Below are 18,159 nucleotides of genomic sequence, written 5' to 3' on the forward strand. Positions count from 1 at the left end.
CGCATCCTTTACTTTTTATTTTTCTGTTTGCGGAATTCCGTTCTTTATCTCATCTGAAATATTATTATTGGTCTTAGTGGGAATTACATAGTTTTCTTTTGAGGGCAGCTGTGTTTCGTCACAGTAAAGCTCATAAGAAAGTGTGCCTGCAAGTCTGGCAGAATATATTTTTGCCCTTTGGTTGCTGTTTAACAGCAGTTTTATAAAGCCTTTTTTACTTCCGACTTCGCTGCCTTCTGTATTGATCCCTGAGTCATCAAATACCATATCAACCCTGACCTTTGATAAAACGATCTGTGGTCTTCCCGATGCCTCTTTAGGCTGGACAATGATATCTACAAGGGAACCTTTCTTTACAAGGTTTGCAGCCCTATCCTCTATTGTCGCAGGCAATACAATTGCCCTGATATCATCAGCATATAGTTTGCTTTTGGATATAAGGTTATACCGGTATATGTAATCTCCTTCTTTAATCAGTCCGGTGGATTTACTTCCCGTACATTCGCTTATATCCTTAACCATGTTTTCGGTTGCTGCAGAGGCTTTTACTGTTTTTTTCCTGATCATACTTTCATTAATGATTGTATTTTCATCAATTTTAGTTGATGCCGCAAGTACCGTTACATTCTTTTCCGTATCCAGCTTATAGGTATTAAAAATAAAATACCAAGCTGTTGCAGACAGGATAATAAAAATGCCAATACAAATAAGAACTGTTTTAATTACTAACCTTTTTCCCATTTTTACCTCCAAGAATTTTCTTTAAAAATATTTTAGATTTGTTGTTGTCTTTGTGACTCTCTGAAATATTAAACGTACCAAGTAATTTTAAGTACTCCTCAAGATTTCTTCCGTTTATTCTTCGGGCATATGAAGCTTTGCTGTTTCTGAACCTGCATCGTTTCTCACTGTAACTGATAGATGCCATTCTCGGAAGATTCGCATTGAAATATCCCAGAAGAGCATCAGTTTTTTCGTTATACTCAAACAGAACAAAGTGAAACTTATCCTGACCAATCCTATGATTATCCCTCATATAAATTGTATAGTTCTCTGCCTGTCTCCTGCTGATCCTGTCACCGTGCATTGTGACAAGTATATGATCGGTATTCTGTAAAACAGAGATTGCACACAAATCAAGGCAGGATCCGTTGACATGAAGCAGGGTTAAATCATAGTTTTTATATGCAAAATCAATTAGCTGACTGATTGGTTTATTAATTAGTTCACTGTATTTATACTGTGAAAACTTTGGAATTAAAGAGAATACATTGAGTTTGTTCAACTTGATACAGCATTGTTCCAGTTTCATTCTGTCAAGACTGCCATTGTCAATAAGTTCAAAAACATCCGGCAGATCCTCCAGTTGATTTTCTATGCCCAGAGCTGCATCCATACCGGAATCAAAGAAATCAAAATCCATCAGCATAACATTTTTATCGCAATGTCGGCCTGCGACCGCTGCCAATTCTGCTGCGAGTTCTGCATTTCCGACTACAGTGATCACCTTGTTATGGAAATTAACAATTCGTTCAATTATTTTTTCTTCTTTAACAGTAACAGGCTTTTCTTTTATAATCGTTTCTGCTAATAAACAAAAATCAAATTTCTCCGGATAAAAGCTTAATACATTTTCCAAAACTTTGTTATTCAGTTTCTCAAATGTAATAAAGGCATGTACGGACAAATTAGCCAATTTGCTTACCAGAATTCTTTCTGCATAGCTTTCTATTTTATCTGTTAGCAGTACAATCTTTATATTTTTATCAAGTGCCGTATTAGATAGTCTGATAAGCAGCTCACCTTCTGCATCATCAAGCAACATATTTACAATCAGAATATCTACTGATATATAGTTCAGCAGATCCATCAATTCGGTTAAATCACCCACATTATCTACCAGGGTATGATTCTCACTTAATTGAATCCTTTTATCAATTTCAGGGCTTCCTGTAGCCAGTATCACTTTCATAATATCAGTCACCTCCTCCAACATTTGCTTCTTCATGCAAAGTAATTCTGAATTGATCCAGATAAGCTACAATATTGTATGGGCTAATATAAAAACGTTTCTTTTGGCCCTCCAGCTTAATTCCAATCTGCAGGTGCAAATGAGTTATAAACATTCCGGACGTACCGGGTGGACCGTATCCGGTATTACCGACATACCCTAAAACGTCTCCTGCCTTAACCCGATCCCCCTCATGGAAGGCTGTATTAAATCCTCTCATGTGTGCATAATAAAAATAGGTATCCTTGTCAGTAAGGACACCTACTATATTTCCACCAAAATCATTCCAGTTCATATCTCTTATAACACCATCTGTAATTGAAACTATGGGGACTCCTCCATCAGCAATTATATCGTTCCCCTCATGAGCCCTGTCACCACCGAAGGTTCTCTGTGCTCCAAAATCGTCTGAATGTGAATAAGTGTACTGTATCTCAGTTGAAGTTGTTTCATACTGCGGTTGGTCGTTTTCAGAACCGGCTTCTGTGCCGTCGGCCGGTTGTTTACTATCATCGTTGTTTTGTTTCTTCTGAACTGTAGTTGTTATAATTTTTGATTTTGGAATTGGCCCAACTTTGAGGTCGTTGTAGTATTTTGAGTAGATACTGTAAATTTCCTTTAAGCTATCAGGTAGTGAATCCGGATTACAAGTTTTTGCTTTTCCCAACACTTCCGGAATGATTTCATTTGTAAAGTTATCCGGATTGAAGTTGGCTGCTCCGGCAGATAGTGTTAAAAAAAATGCAAATTCAATACCATTTTCCGTTGCGGCCTTATTTGCAATACTCAGAAACCCTGCCGGTATGTCCAGGCCTTTTGCCATAACAATAGGATTACTGCCGGTACCGGATCTCTGCGTAAACATTATCATTAGAAAAAAGATCAAGAACAATGGCATCAGGAGTACTGATCCGGTGATAATTATCTTTTTCTTTATACCTTTTTTAGTCAATCTTATCAGCTCCCTTGCTTCTCATGGAACCTCCATTTTCCATACTTGAATTTTTAAGGCTCTGTGTCAGGTAACCTGCAGGATTCTTTATATTTCCCTCCTTTTCCTTAACTTCCTTCATCCTGCTTAAAATCTGCCTTACATTTTGCTGACCGTAACGCTTTATCAGATCCTCAAAAAATTTGTCATCATACTTTTTGTTGTACTCCTGGTTGAACTCATTTGTATAATCTTTTGCAGCATCTTGTACAATGATTTTGTATGCCTCACCTCTATCAATCGACTGCTGCTGTCCGTTAACCACAAGTCCTATAACGTCCTTTGGTCTGGATTCAGCTTCCGGAGATTTACTTGTTTCATTTCTGGATAGAAGTTCCTCCGGACTTCCACCTGCATCAACGATTTTCTGCAAGTTGTTTGCTACCGCAATTATTTCACGTTGTTCAAACTTCGGAGCTCCCAGAGCTTCTCTTGTGTCGGCTTTTCGTACAAATGAAGAATATTCAGGTTCTTTTTGTAGTTTGTCAGCTTTATTTTCAGCCTCCAGCTTAGATATCTCATATTGCTTCTGAAGAATCTCTTCGGCCTTTTTCATCAGCTGTCTGAAGTTATTGTTGTCTTCCGTCTGATCGTCATTCATTTCATTCAAAATTCCGGAATATGAGGCTTCTGGAGTGAATGCGTTACCATTTGAAGATGAACTGTATGGCTGCCCGACTTCCTTTGTCCCAGTACTGCCACTATTTGATTTCTGTTTTTCCTTTTGTTTTTTAGGTTTTTTTGGCTTTTCATCTTTAGTATTATCACTGGTACCTTTTGTATCATTTTTGTCTGACAACTTACCATTTGATTTTTCCTCTGAATTACCGGGTTTTTTATTTCTAAAGCCGGACATTCTTGATCCCATATAGCCATTGATCCTTGACTCAACATTGGAATCCTTTCGGAGCTGCTTGTTTATCATAGACGGGTTTTGCGGTGTTAGTCTGATGAGTGTGAAAATCTCCAGCAAAGCTTCCCTTTTCCATATTATGGACAGCACGATAATCACCACAAGCAAAAGTGTCAATATCCATCCGTATTGATCTGAAAGTTTGAAAATAGCTGTCATAAATGCAAGCATTACTCCTATACAAAAACAGATAATTACTTTTATTGATGCAAACCCTATAATTTTGGCAGCCCAATTCTGCAAGATCTTCATGCCGAAAAAGGGTATCAGTGCCATTACCAGAACGAATGCTCCCAACAGCGTGAAAAGAATGGTAAGCACCTGATAGGAAATCATAAAGAAACACATGATAGCAATCACTGCGAAAATCAACATTAGCGGTATGGCGTATGCAATCTGAAGTCCCAGTCTCTTGACTCCCCAATCAGGAGTAAAATGTTTCTCATCCTCAGCTAACTTCTTTATGTATTCTTTCCGTTCCTTGCTCCCTGGAGGAAGAGACAATATTTTATTTTCTTCTCTCTTAGCCATTTCCATATTACCAAACTCAAGCATTTGCCATGGCTGATGTACATATGCCGACCAAATGTTATCAACTGCTGCCATAACTGCCGACTGAGGAGATGCACCACTGTTGTTTGCTTTGAATGTTCCGGCCAATACACTTTTTGATACGGCCTTTGAACCGTTGTCAACGTGTTTGAGTATTTGCATAGGGTTACTAAAAAAATATAGTGCTATGGCAACAATCAAAGCAGTTTGTATTATGGCCACCCATACCTGAGTTTTTTGATTCTGAATTACTTTAATGATAAAAAACAATCCGAGAATTAAAATAGCAATCAGAGAAAGTTCATCGAATATAGATGTCTTCATTTCATGCATGAATGTATTCACTACTTCTGAGAGCATTCCATAAATATCAAGTTCAAAGCTGTAATAAAACACTGTGATTAGCATATATGCAAAAACCACCTGAACCTGAAAAAGGACATTTGCGAATGAATTCAGCCCATTCTGAATAGAGTCGGATAAACTGAACATGCTACCGTCTATTGTATCAAGACTATAATTATCTCTATACCTTATATGGTCATTTGCATTTTTGCTGTTGAATATGTCATCAAGTGGAGATGAAAAGGCAGATGAGCTGGGCCCGTCTTCAGCATGAATAGTGATTGGAGTTAAGACTGTGAAAAGTAATATAAAAACTGAGCAAATTAATTTCCTAATTACGCCCATCCTCCTCACGCTCCTTTTTCAACCGGAGTGGTTGAAAATGCATTTATTAGATGTTCGAATACCGCATCAAACTTCAGCTTTCCAACTCTCCGGTCAAGATCCATAAACAAGCACTCTCTATTCTCCAGGTTTTGGACTTCCTTAATGTTTTCTTCCGTTACCTCCAGATCCAGAAATTCAAGAACTCTTTTTACTTCATTTATCTCTGTAGTTTTGAAACAGAACTTATAGGTTATGGCATTTTTAATTCCTTCACCCTTCAGATCATTTACGGAGTGACCAATAAATATACAGCCTGCATTAAGTGATCTGCCCATACGAGCGAGGAAGTTCATAAGCTTTATCCCCATCTGAGTTGAAGACAAGGCCCATGACTCATCAAATAGTATGATTTTGAATATGCTTCGGTCACTCATTGCGAATTTCTTTGCAAAGCTTGCAATAGGGAGCATTAACACAGTAGATACTGTCTCTTCCTGAGTATAATCATCTTTGGGTGTAGAAGGATCCGGCATAACCAGATTTTGAATCTGCAGTATATTAATCCTGTTCTTTATATTCAGGCCTTCTTCATCTCCGGTTCCGAACAAAAGTCCTGCCATCCCTGCTTCCCTGAGTAAAGCTATACGCCTTCCCACACGTCTTGCAACGTTTTTGAATTCATCGGTTTCGGGAAAGTCCATGAGCCTTCCGGCCAAGGCACTCATGGACGGCTTTTCCTGCTGCTTAGTCCACTTTATTGCTTCTAGGACTACCAGGTATTCATCGTCTTTTGGATTTAATTTATATAGCTCTGCCAGAATATTTAGTGCAAGTTCGCCTGCTTCATCAAGGTTATCCCTATAAATGATAAAAGGATCAAGTTTGCCCCGATCCTCCTCATTTGACGAAAGCGTTATGATATTTATGTATTCTTTAAGTTCAGGTAAATCCTCAAGCCATTTGGATCTTTCGCCCTTGGGGTCGAATATAAGCCCGCAGCCACCGTATAGTACATTTAAGTACATCAACAAATTGGCGTTAAATGATTTACCTCCACCCAGGGTTCCCAGAAATGCGGCCGAAGCGGATCTGTCTTGCAAGCAGGCTGCTCCCATTGAAAGGAATACCCATTTTTCAAGTATTCCGGTTGTTCCGATATAGGGGCCCTCGTTATCACCAAGAAGCCTGGTTGCTCCTATCATACCACCTGCCAGAGTTCTTGGCGGTAATGGCTGAATGTAATCGTTCATATATCTCCCAGCACCCGGAATGAATTCCATGAACAACTTCAGCTGATCCGCAACAGGTCTTTCAATTACGAAATTAAAGTCCTCATAAACCTCTTTTATGAAATTTGCCCGTTCATCCAGCAGCTCCTTATTATCCGCAGCTAAGCAGAATGTGATAGATGCTCTTGTAATCGGAGCTCTTGAAGCCTTCAATTCCGATTCCAGAGCATCTGCAAATTCCTTTGAGTCGGCCAGTTCATCCGGAACGTCTTCACTATTGTCTTCAATATGCTTTATCTGGCTTTGGATCTCTCTTCTTTTACCTCCAATATTCCGTATACTTTGCTTATGTTCTATAGTATCAATATGTATGCATACCTCAGTTTGAACCGGATAATCCTGAAGAACTAAAAGCCACTCACTCCCCGGAAATTCAATACCATCAGGGATATGATTAATTGCCAGAAAGGTCTGCCAAGAGGTTGTCCCGTCTCCGTGATCAATTTTGATACATTTTTTAAAGCTTTTGTGATCCACAAGTCCTTCACTTAAAGTAAGTATATCTTTTTTATGAGCTCTTATTGCAGTTTCTCCGTTCCGGGTTACCCTTTCTGCAAAGGGACTCCATGAGATAAGCTCACCGTCGCTTAGATTATATTTTAGTTTCACATCTCCCAGTCCACGTCTGAACATTCTTCTTATAAGCCACTGGCAATCAATGGAATCAGCCTTTTTTATCGATATTCTTTTTGATTGTTCCTTCATGTAGGAATTAGCGAGCAATGAGAATGAGTCTATTTCTCTTTTTAAGAGTTCCTTTGTTTCAACTGAAAAAAGTTCTGAAAGAAATCTGGTTGGACTCTTTATAAAGAACTCAAATCCATCCTTAAGATCTTTAATGATACTATCACTACTCTTCAGCTTTGTCAGTACATAAACAACATAATCATTGCTGCTGCCTTTTTTGCCTATTTTTTCTTTAAGATATACACCCGTACCTTTTGCATGTGCTTCAGCCCTTATATACAGGTTATCTTTTTTCTGCATTCTGCCAATGATGTTCTTATAGTGCTCGTCAATGTTCTGCGACATTGGAATAATCAATATTTTTGCTTCAATTCCAATATTGGCTATAAACCTTGCCAGACTATTCAGTATTGATATTTTATTCTGATCTGACTTATAGTCGTAATTGAATCCGTTCATTTTATACATGGCCCAGCACTCTTTATAGCTATTATTAAATATAAGGTTATCTTCGTAATACTTTACCGGAAAATCAAACAATTCTTCTCCCTCCTTTCTTTCCTTTTTGTTTTTTAGTTTTATGATTCAAGGCAGCTTCAGTCTTGTTAACAATTAATAAGTCTCTAAATATTATAGGAGTTGAAAAACAGACATTCTTGATTTTATATCCATCCACTGCCTTAAACCTTACCAGCTTACCCGGAGACATTAGAAAAGCCATATAATCCAAAAAGAATTTATGAGGGAGCTTACCATCAAGTTTTTGCTTTGTAAAGAACTTCATCAGACCATACGGAATTGCAGCATACTTAAAAACAAAAGGCAGATAGCTGAGAAACGGCAATATTTTAAGCAATAAATATGTAATACACAAGCTTGCTACAAAATACATTGCCTGATCCACATCAACGGGCACAAACAACTTAATACTGTCTATTGAATAAATTTTTCTTGGTATTTTCCATACCGATTTATATGTCCTAAGTATTACCCTGTTCTCATTCTCCATATTCATCCTTCTCTCTAGTTAAATACCTTCGACCAAATAGTTGAACCTAATGATTTGAGTGCTGTGGGATCATTGACTATGTAAAGTACTATTGCTGCCAATACAAGAAAACCGGCCAACTGCATCCACATTTTTTTCATTATGAACGGTACACATATTACAGCTACTATTAACAGTGCAATAAACCAGATTTGTGACTGAAGCCAAGTATATGCATTCTGCCCGAAATTCTCCCCTGCTGCAAATACATTCACAGCCATAAGTGAAAAAACAATAACCAGTATTAAAACTGAAACTACTCTAGGCATATTTCGTTTTAAAAATAACATATTTAATTCCCCCATTTTTAATTATTAGACATTCATTTTGTCAATGTAGTATTTGTCCTCTTTTCTTACCAGATCGATTTTATACTGTTGTGGAACAGTTACCCCGTTAGTGCTGTCTTTAATTGATAGTTTAACGATTACGTAGTACCTATTTTCTGTGTTTTGATAGACTGTAATATCATTAAGGCTTACAAACTCATATCTTCCCTCCAGTCCTTTAAGAGTCTTAGTAGAATCCAACATGTAATAGCTGATTTCTCCGGGATTACCGGTGTAATAAATTTTAAAGAAGCTTTCCATTACACTCAATATGGCCTCTTTGGTTCCTTCTGACGCTTCTTTTCCTGAATATGGCTTAATTTCAACGTTTGCCTTATCTTCACCAGGGATAAACGCTGGGTAGCCTGTAATCTGGAAATGTCCATCTTTTTCAAGTACCGGAATCCGCAGACATACATCCTTAATCTGATAATCCTTCATTAATTCATTTTGTTTCACTAGTTCAGAAGATGAAGCTTCTACGTTAAAATACTTTACCCTTGCCCTGACATCAACTGTAAAGGTATTGTCAGAAGTCCACATAAGCTTATAACCATCTGCACTAAAAGCTTCGGTTCTTACATCTGTGAGCATATTCATATTCATGTCGATATCCTTTTGAATGTAGCCAACAAGCCTTTTTAAATAGCCTTCAGTATCCCGTCCATTCAAGGTTAAATATTCCAAACAGAAGCTTTCTGCAAATGCTTTCCCCTGAAATTCAACAGTTTTTTTAGCTTCGGAGTCTTTTACATAAGAATTAATCAAGGTCTGAGCCGTTACTGTCTCGTCCTGCTTAAAAAGCGTTCCGATACCCCTTAATAACAAAAATACTACTAAAGTCCATAGTAGTATTTTCCCTATTTTCTGAGGCATGGTACTTTTAAGTTTTAAAACTTTATCTTTCAAATTCTCACCTCCTTCATATGATATTTTTAAAACCCCTCCAGTTCATCATCTCCTTCCTCATTATCAAAGTTGCTTGGTTTTGCCGGAGTTTCCAGCGATATATTATTATCAGATTCCTCGATACACTCTTGTGCTGCAGCGGAATCATCTCCGCAGGGTATATATACTCTTTCTTCGTCATACGGTCCGTTATCCCAATCGTCAAAATTCGTAAGCATTTCTCCCTGTTTATAATCACCTTTTCTCAGGAACTTGTCCTCAAAAGCATATGCCTGGAATTCAAATGTATCGGCTCCTACGGAATACATAAATCTTCCCCGGGTATCATCCATATCAGTGGCTTTTGTATTGCCTAAAACCATTTCTGAGGCTTGAGGGTCTACCATACGGCCTGATATTCTTATTGGCAGGTTGTTTTTTATCTGTCCCGGTATGACTTTAGCATCAGGCCTTTGGGTAGCAAGCAGCATATTAATGCCTGTGGCTCTTGAAAGCCTGGCCAGAGTTGACATTTCTTTTTCAATCTCTTCATAGATTTTCTTATCGGCTTTGCCGAGCCCTGTTTTATCCAGCATCTCTGCTATCTCATCACAAATTATAACTATTCTGCAGAGCTTCTTTTCTGCTATGGCATTGTATTCAGGCAAGTTTTTTACTCCCATCTCCCTGAACTTATTCAGTCTGGCAGTATTTTCAGCAACAAGCTCCTTTAAAATTTCAAGTGCTCTTTGGCGCTCAGTTACAACTTCTCCGAACTGCTCATATAACGTACCGAATTCAACACCGCCTTTGAAATCTATCATATATGGCTTTGCACCCTTTTTAATGCACTGCCAGAGCATACATCTAAGCAAAACAGACTTTCCGGACCCGGTGACGCCTGCTATCAGAGCATGAGGTACTTTATTCAAATCAAATACCACATCCTCCAGCATTGCAACACCTACAACCAATTCAAAATCCTTTTGGCTTACACAATCGTCCGACCATGGTATGAAATCCATTAACCCCTGATGTGTGGGTATTGTATGCAAACTGATTATCTGTTTTGATGCTTTTGTGTGTTCCAGTTTAATAATGTTACAATCCATTACAGTTTCCAGATCAAGGCATCGGGCTTTCCATTCTGAAACAGGAATATTGCTTTTAAAGGAGTAAATGACTTTCTTACCTTCTTTCTTTTCCCCGATAAATTTGGGATAACCCTTGCTTTCATTCCATTCGCCTTTGATATTCCTTGTTTTATGCTTTCCTTTATCATAGAAGCCTATTGATTCAAATTTTTTATCGAATGTATTTATAAAATTACGGTAGTCCTGTCCTTTCCAATATAAATAAATCAAAGGCATTGCGAGCGGAAAATATAAAGCAATATCTGCTACCATTCTGTATTGCAGAGGTACATGAATGGCTATTCTATTTCTTAAATAAAAAATAGCTGCTCCTATGGCAGCATTGATAGCAAGAAAAATGAAATTACTTGTTTTCTCCGGCAACTTTCGAATCCCCACACTAACATCAACAAAAAAGTCGAATACACCTTTTACAAATCCTATGATAAATTCACCTAACATTTCGACCTGCTTATCTCCTGATGATGACAATCAAAATCACTCCTTCAAATATATTTCTGTTGTGGAAACGGTTTCGTGTCCTAATTCCTTCTGAACGGTCTTTTTGGCTTGTCTCTGAGTTTGCCCGTCACTTACTTCATCCTTAAAACGGTTTCTTGCATTATGCCTTCTGAGATCATGCGACTCAAAACCATATTCAGCCGCTTTTTGTTTTAAATATGATCTGCTGTAAAAAAGCCTACCATCATCGGACTTCTCAGCAAAATCTTTCAGGCGTTCATACAGGTACGGATCTTCCCGAACATGGACATCTCTGGATTTACGTCCCTTTCCGCTTCTTATATGTATTGTGATTTGCCCGTTATCGTCAAAAGAGATATCTTCCTTTGAAAGGTCAGATATCTCTTTAACACGTAAACCACTTTTATGTTGAAGTCTGAATGCCAGCTTCAGTTTTTCATTTCTGATTGCATTGATTTTTCTAGCCACCGTTTCATCTGTTATTCCTGATCCGGCTGCTCTTGTATTACGGGGAATCTCTTTAAAATGATTGACTAGATTAATGTACGACTGTCCGAATAAGATTGATTCAGATTGTTTCAACACATATGTCTCATATTTTCTTATTGCGGATACATACTGTGAAAATTGCCTTTCATCCTTCAGCTTGTCTACAAGAAAAGCATTCAATGTATTGATATCAATTTTTCCGTCAGTATGCTTACTAATCTGATTTATACAGGACAAATATTTTACTGCGGTATCCTTGGTGATTTTCTTTTTACTGACAAGCTCCTTCAGAGCCATATCATAAACCTCAATGTCTATGTACCACATTTTCCTTCTTCCTTTTCCATATTCAATAAAAGTTCATATGCTGTTTTCTTCACCGCAACTACTTTCATTACCCTACTATCAATCTTTTGGGTTTTCGTAAATCTGGTTCGGTCTTTATCCGTTGAAATAAGCCCCAGAGTCTTGTAAATGTTAAGGTATTCTTCAATTTTTTTATTATATTTGCTGCTTTCGGGAGTAAACCTAGATAGTGCTGTCCTGAAAGATTGAGGCTTAAATAATATGTACTCTCCCTTTTCTATATACAGCTTTTTACCATTGGAAGGTACTTTCACTAAATAGCTTACTGTTTTTGTAAATGTATTCAAAGCCTCTATGATTTTCAAATTGGTGCCTCCCCCTCAACATGTATTTGTTTTACGAATGCCTATTCTTCCTTATCATCAGCCACTATATCAGCTAATTTTTCTTTATCCTCTGTAAGAATATAATTATCCTGTTTCTTTATCATACATTATGTAGATTCCTCTTTTTCTTAGTTGTTTGAAAACAAAATACACAAATTTTATACGTTTTACATTTTATTACATTTTTTACACATTTAATATGATACCATTCTTTCATTACATAAAAGAAAGGTGGTTCTTACCATGAAAAGATTTACAAAAAAGATGTTACTTTTTATCTGTGTTTTATCTCTAGCAATGGCAACGAGCATTCCAGCATTTGCACACTGCCCAACCGACCCAAATAACTGCAATAATTTTATTCCTGTTGGAACTGATAGTCCCAGTGGATGGTGGAGGGGCTTTATATTTGAGAATAATCTTTACCTCCCAAATGACGGCCCACTTTTTTTAGGTCAAGCAGACAATGAATTGAATTGGAGACTAACACAAAATGGAAGGCTAAGTATTAGTGCAGTTTTTACCACAAATTCAAATTATCGTCTTTTAGTTACATCTCCTGACTATATGAGGGCTTACTATGATAATACCTTTTCAAATGTTTCCAGTGTATATGCTAACGTATTTAATCTAAGCCCTGGGGAGTACCGTATACTTGTTTTTGATACTAACAATAATGCAATGTATGGGTTATATCAGTATACAATATGGGGCGCATATAATTAAATTTAGGAATGGGCTGTCTAACTATGGCAGCCCATTCCTATTCAAATGTCCTCATTGTTAGTCTAGTTGTCTAAAATATACACCTATTTATATATCTGTTCCAACTATCGTATATTCGCTCTTGTCTATATCTTTCCAAAATACTCCTTTCCATATGTAACATCAGCTAACTTACTACCTTTCTCAAAATATAAAGTAACGCTTTTTTTATTAATCCTGAATTGCATCCATAATGCGCCGTATAATAATTTCTTCTGCTCCAAAGTTTTTCACTTCCTCCTGGTACGTATTTGACTTATGATATGATATACTTTTTCTCATTTTCAATTTAATCAATTTACTTCCCCCTCTCATATTAAGCGCACAAAAAAGACAGCCTAATTTTCAAGCTGCCTTTGTGGCTCAATTCCCAAATAAAAAGAGATGTTATTTTTTTGTGTTAATCCAAGTAAATGGTGGGGCTTTTGGTGGGGAACTATTTATTTCTAACCATTTTATTGCCTTTCAAAAAAGGGAAAGCCTTTTGATTAGGCTTTCCCCTTTCAATTTAACTTACATATTTATTCCCACTCAATAGTAGCCGGTGGCTTCGAAGTGATATCATACACAACTCTGTTGATGTGTTTTACTTCGTTGACAATACGAGTAGAAACCTTCTCCAGAATATCGTATGGGATTCTTGCCCAGTCCGCTGTCATAAAGTCTGTAGTAGTTACCGCACGAAGTGCCAAGGTATAGTCATACGTTCTTTCGTCACCCATTACGCCAACACTTCTCATATTTGTCAAAACTGTAAAGTATTGGTTGATTTCTCTACCAAGTCCGGCAGCTTTGATTTCTTCACGGAAAATGTAGTCTGTATCTCTTAGAGTATCCAGCTTTTCTTTTGTCAAATCACCGATAACTCTGATAGCAAGTCCAGGCCCTGGGAATGGCTGTCTCCAAACCAAATCTTCAGGAATATCAAGTTCCTCTCCGGCCTTTCTTACTTCATCCTTAAAAAGATTTCTGAGAGGTTCTATAATCTCTTTGAAATCAACATGATCCGGCAAACCGCCTACATTGTGATGGCTTTTAATAACAGCTGCATCACCAAGTCCGCTTTCTATAACATCAGGATAAATTGTTCCTTGCACAAGGAAATCAACCTTTCCAATCTTCTTTGCTTCATCTTCAAATACTCTTATAAATTCCTCACCAATAATCTTTCTCTTGGTTTCAGGATCAGAAACGTCTTTGAGTCTATCCAAAAATCTATCTTCGCAATTTACACGAACAAGATTAATATCGTACTGCTTTCTGAATATTTGTTCAACCTGATCTCCCTCATGTTTTCTCAAAAGACCATGGTCAACAAATATACAAGTCAACTGCTTACCAACAGCCTTATGAATCAAAACTGCTGCAACAGATGAGTCAACACCACCGGACAATGCACACAATACCTTCTTGTCTCCAACCTTCTCACGAATTGCCTTTATTGAGTTTTCAACAAAAGCAGACATTTTCCAGTCGCCTTTGCAATCACATATATTGTAAAGGAAGTTTCTCAGTATTTCTTTTCCTTTAGGAGTATGCATTACCTCAGGATGGAACTGAACAGCATAGAGGTTCTTATCAACATGCTGCATTGCACCAGTAGGACAATTAGCTGACTTTGCTATTATTTCAAAGCCCTGAGGAGGGGTATCAACATAGTAAGTATGGCTCATCCAGCAGACTGTATTTTCTTCAATATCATTGAATAAGGGCTGTGATTTATCTAGACAAATTTCAACTTTTCCATATTCACGTTGCTTAGCAGCAGTTACACTACCTCCCAGCATTATACTCATAAGCTGCATTCCGTAGCATATACCCAAAACAGGTACTCCCAATTCAAAAACACCGGGGTCGCATTTTGGTGCTCCTTCATCTAAAACAGAACTAGGCCCCCCTGTAAAAATTATTCCTTTTGGGTTGTATGATTTTATACGTTCTAAAGATGCGTTATAAGGAATTACCTCGCAATAAACATTTGCTTCTCTTACACGACGTGCTATCAGCTGATTGTACTGTCCGCCGAAATCGAGAACTAAGACCATTTCATTGTTCAAAACTAACCGCTCCTCTTTATAAAAAAATTTTATATATACATTAATATACTTTTTTTGCACAGTATTTTTATATTATATCGAATTTTATCTTTTATGCATAGCAAAAAGTAATAAATTTAATCCTTAAACCTTTCTAAGGCACTTCCGTTCAAATAGTTAAACAACCTTCCCTGATAACTGCCATTTTCCACCATTCTAGCCTCTATTGTATCCTGAATTTTCCACCAACTAGTTGACCAGTTGCAAAATACAGTCCGTTCTGCAGGAGCCCTTCCCATTAATCTTTGTACAACTATCTGAGGCTTCAGGTATTCCAGAAAGGCTATCGTCCTGTCAATAAACTCCTCCATTGAAACAGGTACTATTTTACCTTGAGAATACATCTTTTCGAGAACGGTGTCCTTCAAAATATACAAGGAATGGCACTTAACCTGTTGAACACCCAGAGCGGACAGAATTTTAGCACCTTCAATAACATCCTCAATACTATCTGTAGGCAAATCAGTAATATAGTGGGCACAGACTTCAAGGTCGTATTTTTTTATTCTTATAACCGCATCTATAAATTCAGCCAAAGTATGCCCCCTTTGGAGAATTTTCAGTGAATGGTAATTAACTGTCTGAAGCCCCAGTTCAATTACAATATCAACGCCCTTTTCCTTTTTTATATCAGCAAGAAATTCCATATATCTGTCGTTAATACAGTCCGGCCTTGTAGAAATATATATTGCTACTATGCCTTCCTGACAGGCCTCAATAATATTTTTTCTGAATTCTTCAAAAGGAAGATATGTGTTTGAATAATTCTGAAAGTATGCAATGAAAATATCACTTCCATAGTTTTTGCCTATGTACCTGGCATTTTGCGCAAGCTGTTGTGATACCGACATTGTGCAGGAAAGGTTTTCAAAGCCTGCTCCCTCTTCACCGCAGAAAATACAGCCGGATATGCTGAGGCTTCCGTCCCTGTTGGGACAGGTAACGGGAAGATTCAACGGAAGCTTGTACACCTTGGAGCCATATCTTTTTTTAAGGTAATCAGAGAATTTATTGTACAGCAATATCGTAACCTTCCTGCTTGTATTTTTCATTTACCAATTCATATACTTCCTTTATGGGCATACCTGTTTTAAGGGCAATGCTCCTGCAATCTTCATATTCAGGCGCAAACTTCATTATGTCTCCGATATTTGCAACCTTTACACGAACGTCTCCATACTGAGTATTAACCTTTACCAGCTCCCTGTCCATGCAGAATCTTTGTGAATGGCTTATTCTGATGCCAAGGGTAGACGTTTCGCTGAAAATTATATCTGAAATCTTTTTTTCTTCTCCGCATTTAACCAGTACCGTCAGCATTGCTGAAGGCCTGCTTTTTTTCATATAAATAGGAGTATAGTAAACATCAAGAGCTCCGCTGTCAAGTAACTTTTCCATTGTGTAGCCCATGATTTCGGGAGACATGTTGTCTATATTGGTTTCCAGTATGCTTATTTCATCATTTGGAATCATATCCTGCTGATACAGACTTCCCATGACTACTCTCAGAGCATTAAACCGACCTGTTTCCCTTTTACCCATACCATAGCCTGTTTTTTCAATGGACATGGGAGGCATTTTACCAAACCCCGAAGATATGGTTTTAATAATAGCCAACCCGGTTGGAGTAACCAGTTCAAAGGGGATGTCTTCTGTGATAAGAGGAATTTTACTGCTGCACAGCATTTCCATTACAGCCGGAACAGGAACAGGCAGAAGTCCGTGGGCACACTTTACAAAGCCCTTTCCTTCATGAAGCTCCGAGGCAAATATTCTTTCAATCCCCAGCAAATCAAGGCATATACATGAACCTACAATATCCACAATAGAATCAACGGCCCCTACCTCATGGAAATGAACTTCATTAATACCCTTACCGTGAACCTTTGCTTCTGCTCGTGCTATCTCTCTGAAAATCTTTGTACTCATTGACTTTACTCTTGGCCTAAGCTCACTGTGATTAATAATATTCTCAATGTCCTCAAGATTTCTCTCGGAATTGTGTGTATGGGTATGCTCATGTTCTCCATGGTGATGGTGGTCAATATGGTGTATTTCACCGTACTGATGCTCTTCATCGTCTTCATGATGCCCTGTTTCTTCTAGCACTACATGTACATCAGTACCGCTTATTCCGTTTTTTAATTTATTTTTTATCTCAATAGAATAGCCGTCAACCTTCAATTTCTCAAGTTCTGCCAGAAATGCAGCTTTATCAATGCCAAGATCAAGCAGTGCGCCTAAAGTCATATCTCCGCTTATGCCTGAAAAGCAGTCGAAATATAAAACCTTCATTAGCTCCTCCTAATTTACATAAATAGTTTCATATATTAAACGGGACACATGAATATGTCCCGTTATAAGTTAAAGTTTGTTAATATTACTTGCAAGATATCCTGCCCCGAATCCATTATCTATATTCACTACTCCGATTCCACTGGCACAGCTGTTGAGCATAGTGAGTAAAGCTGACAGTCCGCCGAAGTTTGCACCGTAACCAACACTGGTAGGAACAGCAACAACCGGCTTGTCAACCAATCCACCTACTACGCTTGCCAATGCGCCTTCCATTCCGGCCACAACTATAATTACATTTGCCCGGGAAATCACATCCATCTTTGACAAAAGTCTGTGAATCCCCGCAACACCTACATCAAAAATTCTGTTAACCTTGTTTCCCAGTACTTCTGCGGTGATTGCAGCTTCCTCTGCAACAGGAATATCAGATGTTCCTGCCGTAATAACCGCAATTTCTTTTTCTGAAACAATAATCTTTTTTCTCTTTACAACAACAATCCTTGCAGCCCTATGGTATTCTGCATCACAGGTAATTTCGCTGATTGCATCATAAACCTCACGAGAAGCACGAGTAGCAAGAATATTGTTATTTTTTTTCATTAGCTTTTCAACAATTTCAACTATCTGATTAATAGTTTTTCCTTCACAGTATATTACCTCGGGATACCCGTTTCTTATAGCCCTATGGTGATCAACTTTTGCAAAGCCCAAGTCTTCATAAGGTAAATCTTTAATTTCCTTATACGCATGTTCAACATCAACAGAGCCGTTTTTAACATCTTCAAGCAACTTTTTAAGCTCATTTGAATTCATATTTTCACGT

The 18,159-nt window shown here is 37.8% G+C and carries 17 protein-coding genes; 1 reads left to right on the forward strand and 16 read right to left on the reverse strand.

Annotated elements, in window-relative coordinates; translation table 11 throughout:
• Window positions 1-15: 15 nt before the first annotated feature.
• The 11 genes from P0092_RS14860 to P0092_RS14910 are packed head-to-tail and all read right to left on the reverse strand — an operon-like array spanning window position 16 to window position 12,156.
• Window positions 16-741 carry a CpaB family protein gene (locus P0092_RS14860; protein WP_004621593.1) on the reverse strand — a complete coding sequence of 242 codons (726 nt, stop codon included), beginning with the start codon at window positions 739-741 and terminating at the stop codon, window positions 16-18.
• The gene (locus P0092_RS14865; protein WP_004621592.1) at window positions 719-1,972 is read right to left on the reverse strand and encodes a hypothetical protein; all 1,254 of its coding nucleotides are present in this window, start codon (window positions 1,970-1,972) and stop codon (window positions 719-721) included. Before P0092_RS14865 ends, P0092_RS14860 begins: the two co-directional genes overlap by 23 nt.
• Before the next feature lie 4 nt (window positions 1,973-1,976).
• Complete coding sequence (locus P0092_RS14870) at window positions 1,977-2,963, reverse strand: M23 family metallopeptidase (RefSeq protein ID WP_004621591.1); 987 nt, start codon at window positions 2,961-2,963, stop codon at window positions 1,977-1,979.
• The gene (locus P0092_RS14875) at window positions 2,956-5,157 is read right to left on the reverse strand and encodes a CD3337/EF1877 family mobilome membrane protein (protein WP_004621590.1); all 2,202 of its coding nucleotides are present in this window, start codon (window positions 5,155-5,157) and stop codon (window positions 2,956-2,958) included. The genes P0092_RS14870 and P0092_RS14875 overlap by 8 nt, the downstream gene beginning before the upstream one ends.
• 5 nt (window positions 5,158-5,162) lie before the next feature.
• Complete coding sequence (locus P0092_RS14880) at window positions 5,163-7,655, reverse strand: ATP-binding protein (protein WP_004621589.1); 2,493 nt, start codon at window positions 7,653-7,655, stop codon at window positions 5,163-5,165.
• The gene (locus P0092_RS14885) at window positions 7,648-8,124 is read right to left on the reverse strand and encodes a TcpE family conjugal transfer membrane protein (RefSeq protein WP_004621588.1); all 477 of its coding nucleotides are present in this window, start codon (window positions 8,122-8,124) and stop codon (window positions 7,648-7,650) included. Before P0092_RS14885 ends, P0092_RS14880 begins: the two co-directional genes overlap by 8 nt.
• A gap of 14 nt (window positions 8,125-8,138) precedes the next feature.
• Window positions 8,139-8,453, reverse strand: coding sequence for a TcpD family membrane protein (locus P0092_RS14890; RefSeq protein ID WP_004621587.1), 315 nt, complete (start codon window positions 8,451-8,453; stop codon window positions 8,139-8,141).
• 24 nt (window positions 8,454-8,477) lie between these two features.
• Window positions 8,478-9,401: a conjugal transfer protein gene (locus tag P0092_RS14895; RefSeq protein ID WP_004621586.1), complete on the reverse strand. Its 924-nt coding sequence runs from the start codon at window positions 9,399-9,401 to the stop codon at window positions 8,478-8,480.
• A 26-nt stretch (window positions 9,402-9,427) separates the two neighbouring features.
• Window positions 9,428-11,005 (reverse strand): FtsK/SpoIIIE domain-containing protein, encoded by a 1,578-nt coding sequence (locus P0092_RS14900; RefSeq protein ID WP_004621585.1) that lies wholly within the window; start codon window positions 11,003-11,005, stop codon window positions 9,428-9,430.
• Between the two features lie 6 nt (window positions 11,006-11,011).
• A complete protein-coding gene (locus P0092_RS14905; protein ID WP_004621584.1) occupies window positions 11,012-11,812 on the reverse strand; it encodes a tyrosine-type recombinase/integrase in 801 nt (266 codons plus the stop codon).
• A complete protein-coding gene (locus P0092_RS14910) occupies window positions 11,800-12,156 on the reverse strand; it encodes a hypothetical protein (protein WP_004621583.1) in 357 nt (118 codons plus the stop codon). The genes P0092_RS14905 and P0092_RS14910 overlap by 13 nt, the downstream gene beginning before the upstream one ends.
• 264 nt (window positions 12,157-12,420) lie before the next feature.
• On the opposite strand from P0092_RS14910, the gene P0092_RS14915 reads away from it, so the two are divergent.
• Window positions 12,421-12,903, forward strand: coding sequence for a hypothetical protein (locus P0092_RS14915; RefSeq protein ID WP_004621582.1), 483 nt, complete (start codon window positions 12,421-12,423; stop codon window positions 12,901-12,903).
• 210 nt (window positions 12,904-13,113) lie between these two features.
• Here P0092_RS14915 and P0092_RS14920 read toward each other — a convergent pair whose 3' ends face one another.
• The 5 genes from P0092_RS14920 to larB all read right to left on the reverse strand — a co-directional run bounded on the left by P0092_RS14920 (window position 13,114) and on the right by larB (window position 18,149).
• Complete coding sequence (locus tag P0092_RS14920) at window positions 13,114-13,239, reverse strand: hypothetical protein (protein WP_276186955.1); 126 nt, start codon at window positions 13,237-13,239, stop codon at window positions 13,114-13,116.
• Window positions 13,240-13,463: 224 nt separating this feature from the next.
• Window positions 13,464-14,987, reverse strand: coding sequence for a glutamine-hydrolyzing GMP synthase (gene guaA, locus P0092_RS14925; protein WP_479692062.1), 1,524 nt, complete (start codon window positions 14,985-14,987; stop codon window positions 13,464-13,466).
• 128 nt (window positions 14,988-15,115) lie between these two features.
• Window positions 15,116-16,060, reverse strand: coding sequence for a tRNA modification radical SAM protein MnmL/YtqA (mnmL, locus tag P0092_RS14930; protein ID WP_004621580.1), 945 nt, complete (start codon window positions 16,058-16,060; stop codon window positions 15,116-15,118).
• Window positions 16,047-17,333 (reverse strand): nickel pincer cofactor biosynthesis protein LarC, encoded by a 1,287-nt coding sequence (gene larC / locus P0092_RS14935; protein WP_004621579.1) that lies wholly within the window; start codon window positions 17,331-17,333, stop codon window positions 16,047-16,049. Before larC ends, mnmL begins: the two co-directional genes overlap by 14 nt.
• Before the next feature lie 69 nt (window positions 17,334-17,402).
• Window positions 17,403-18,149, reverse strand: coding sequence for a nickel pincer cofactor biosynthesis protein LarB (gene larB, locus P0092_RS14940; protein ID WP_004621578.1), 747 nt, complete (start codon window positions 18,147-18,149; stop codon window positions 17,403-17,405).
• Window positions 18,150-18,159: the final 10 nt, after the last annotated feature.

Source organism: Ruminiclostridium papyrosolvens DSM 2782 (assembly GCF_029318685.1).
GTDB lineage: Bacteria > Bacillota > Clostridia > Acetivibrionales > DSM-1351 > Ruminiclostridium > Ruminiclostridium papyrosolvens.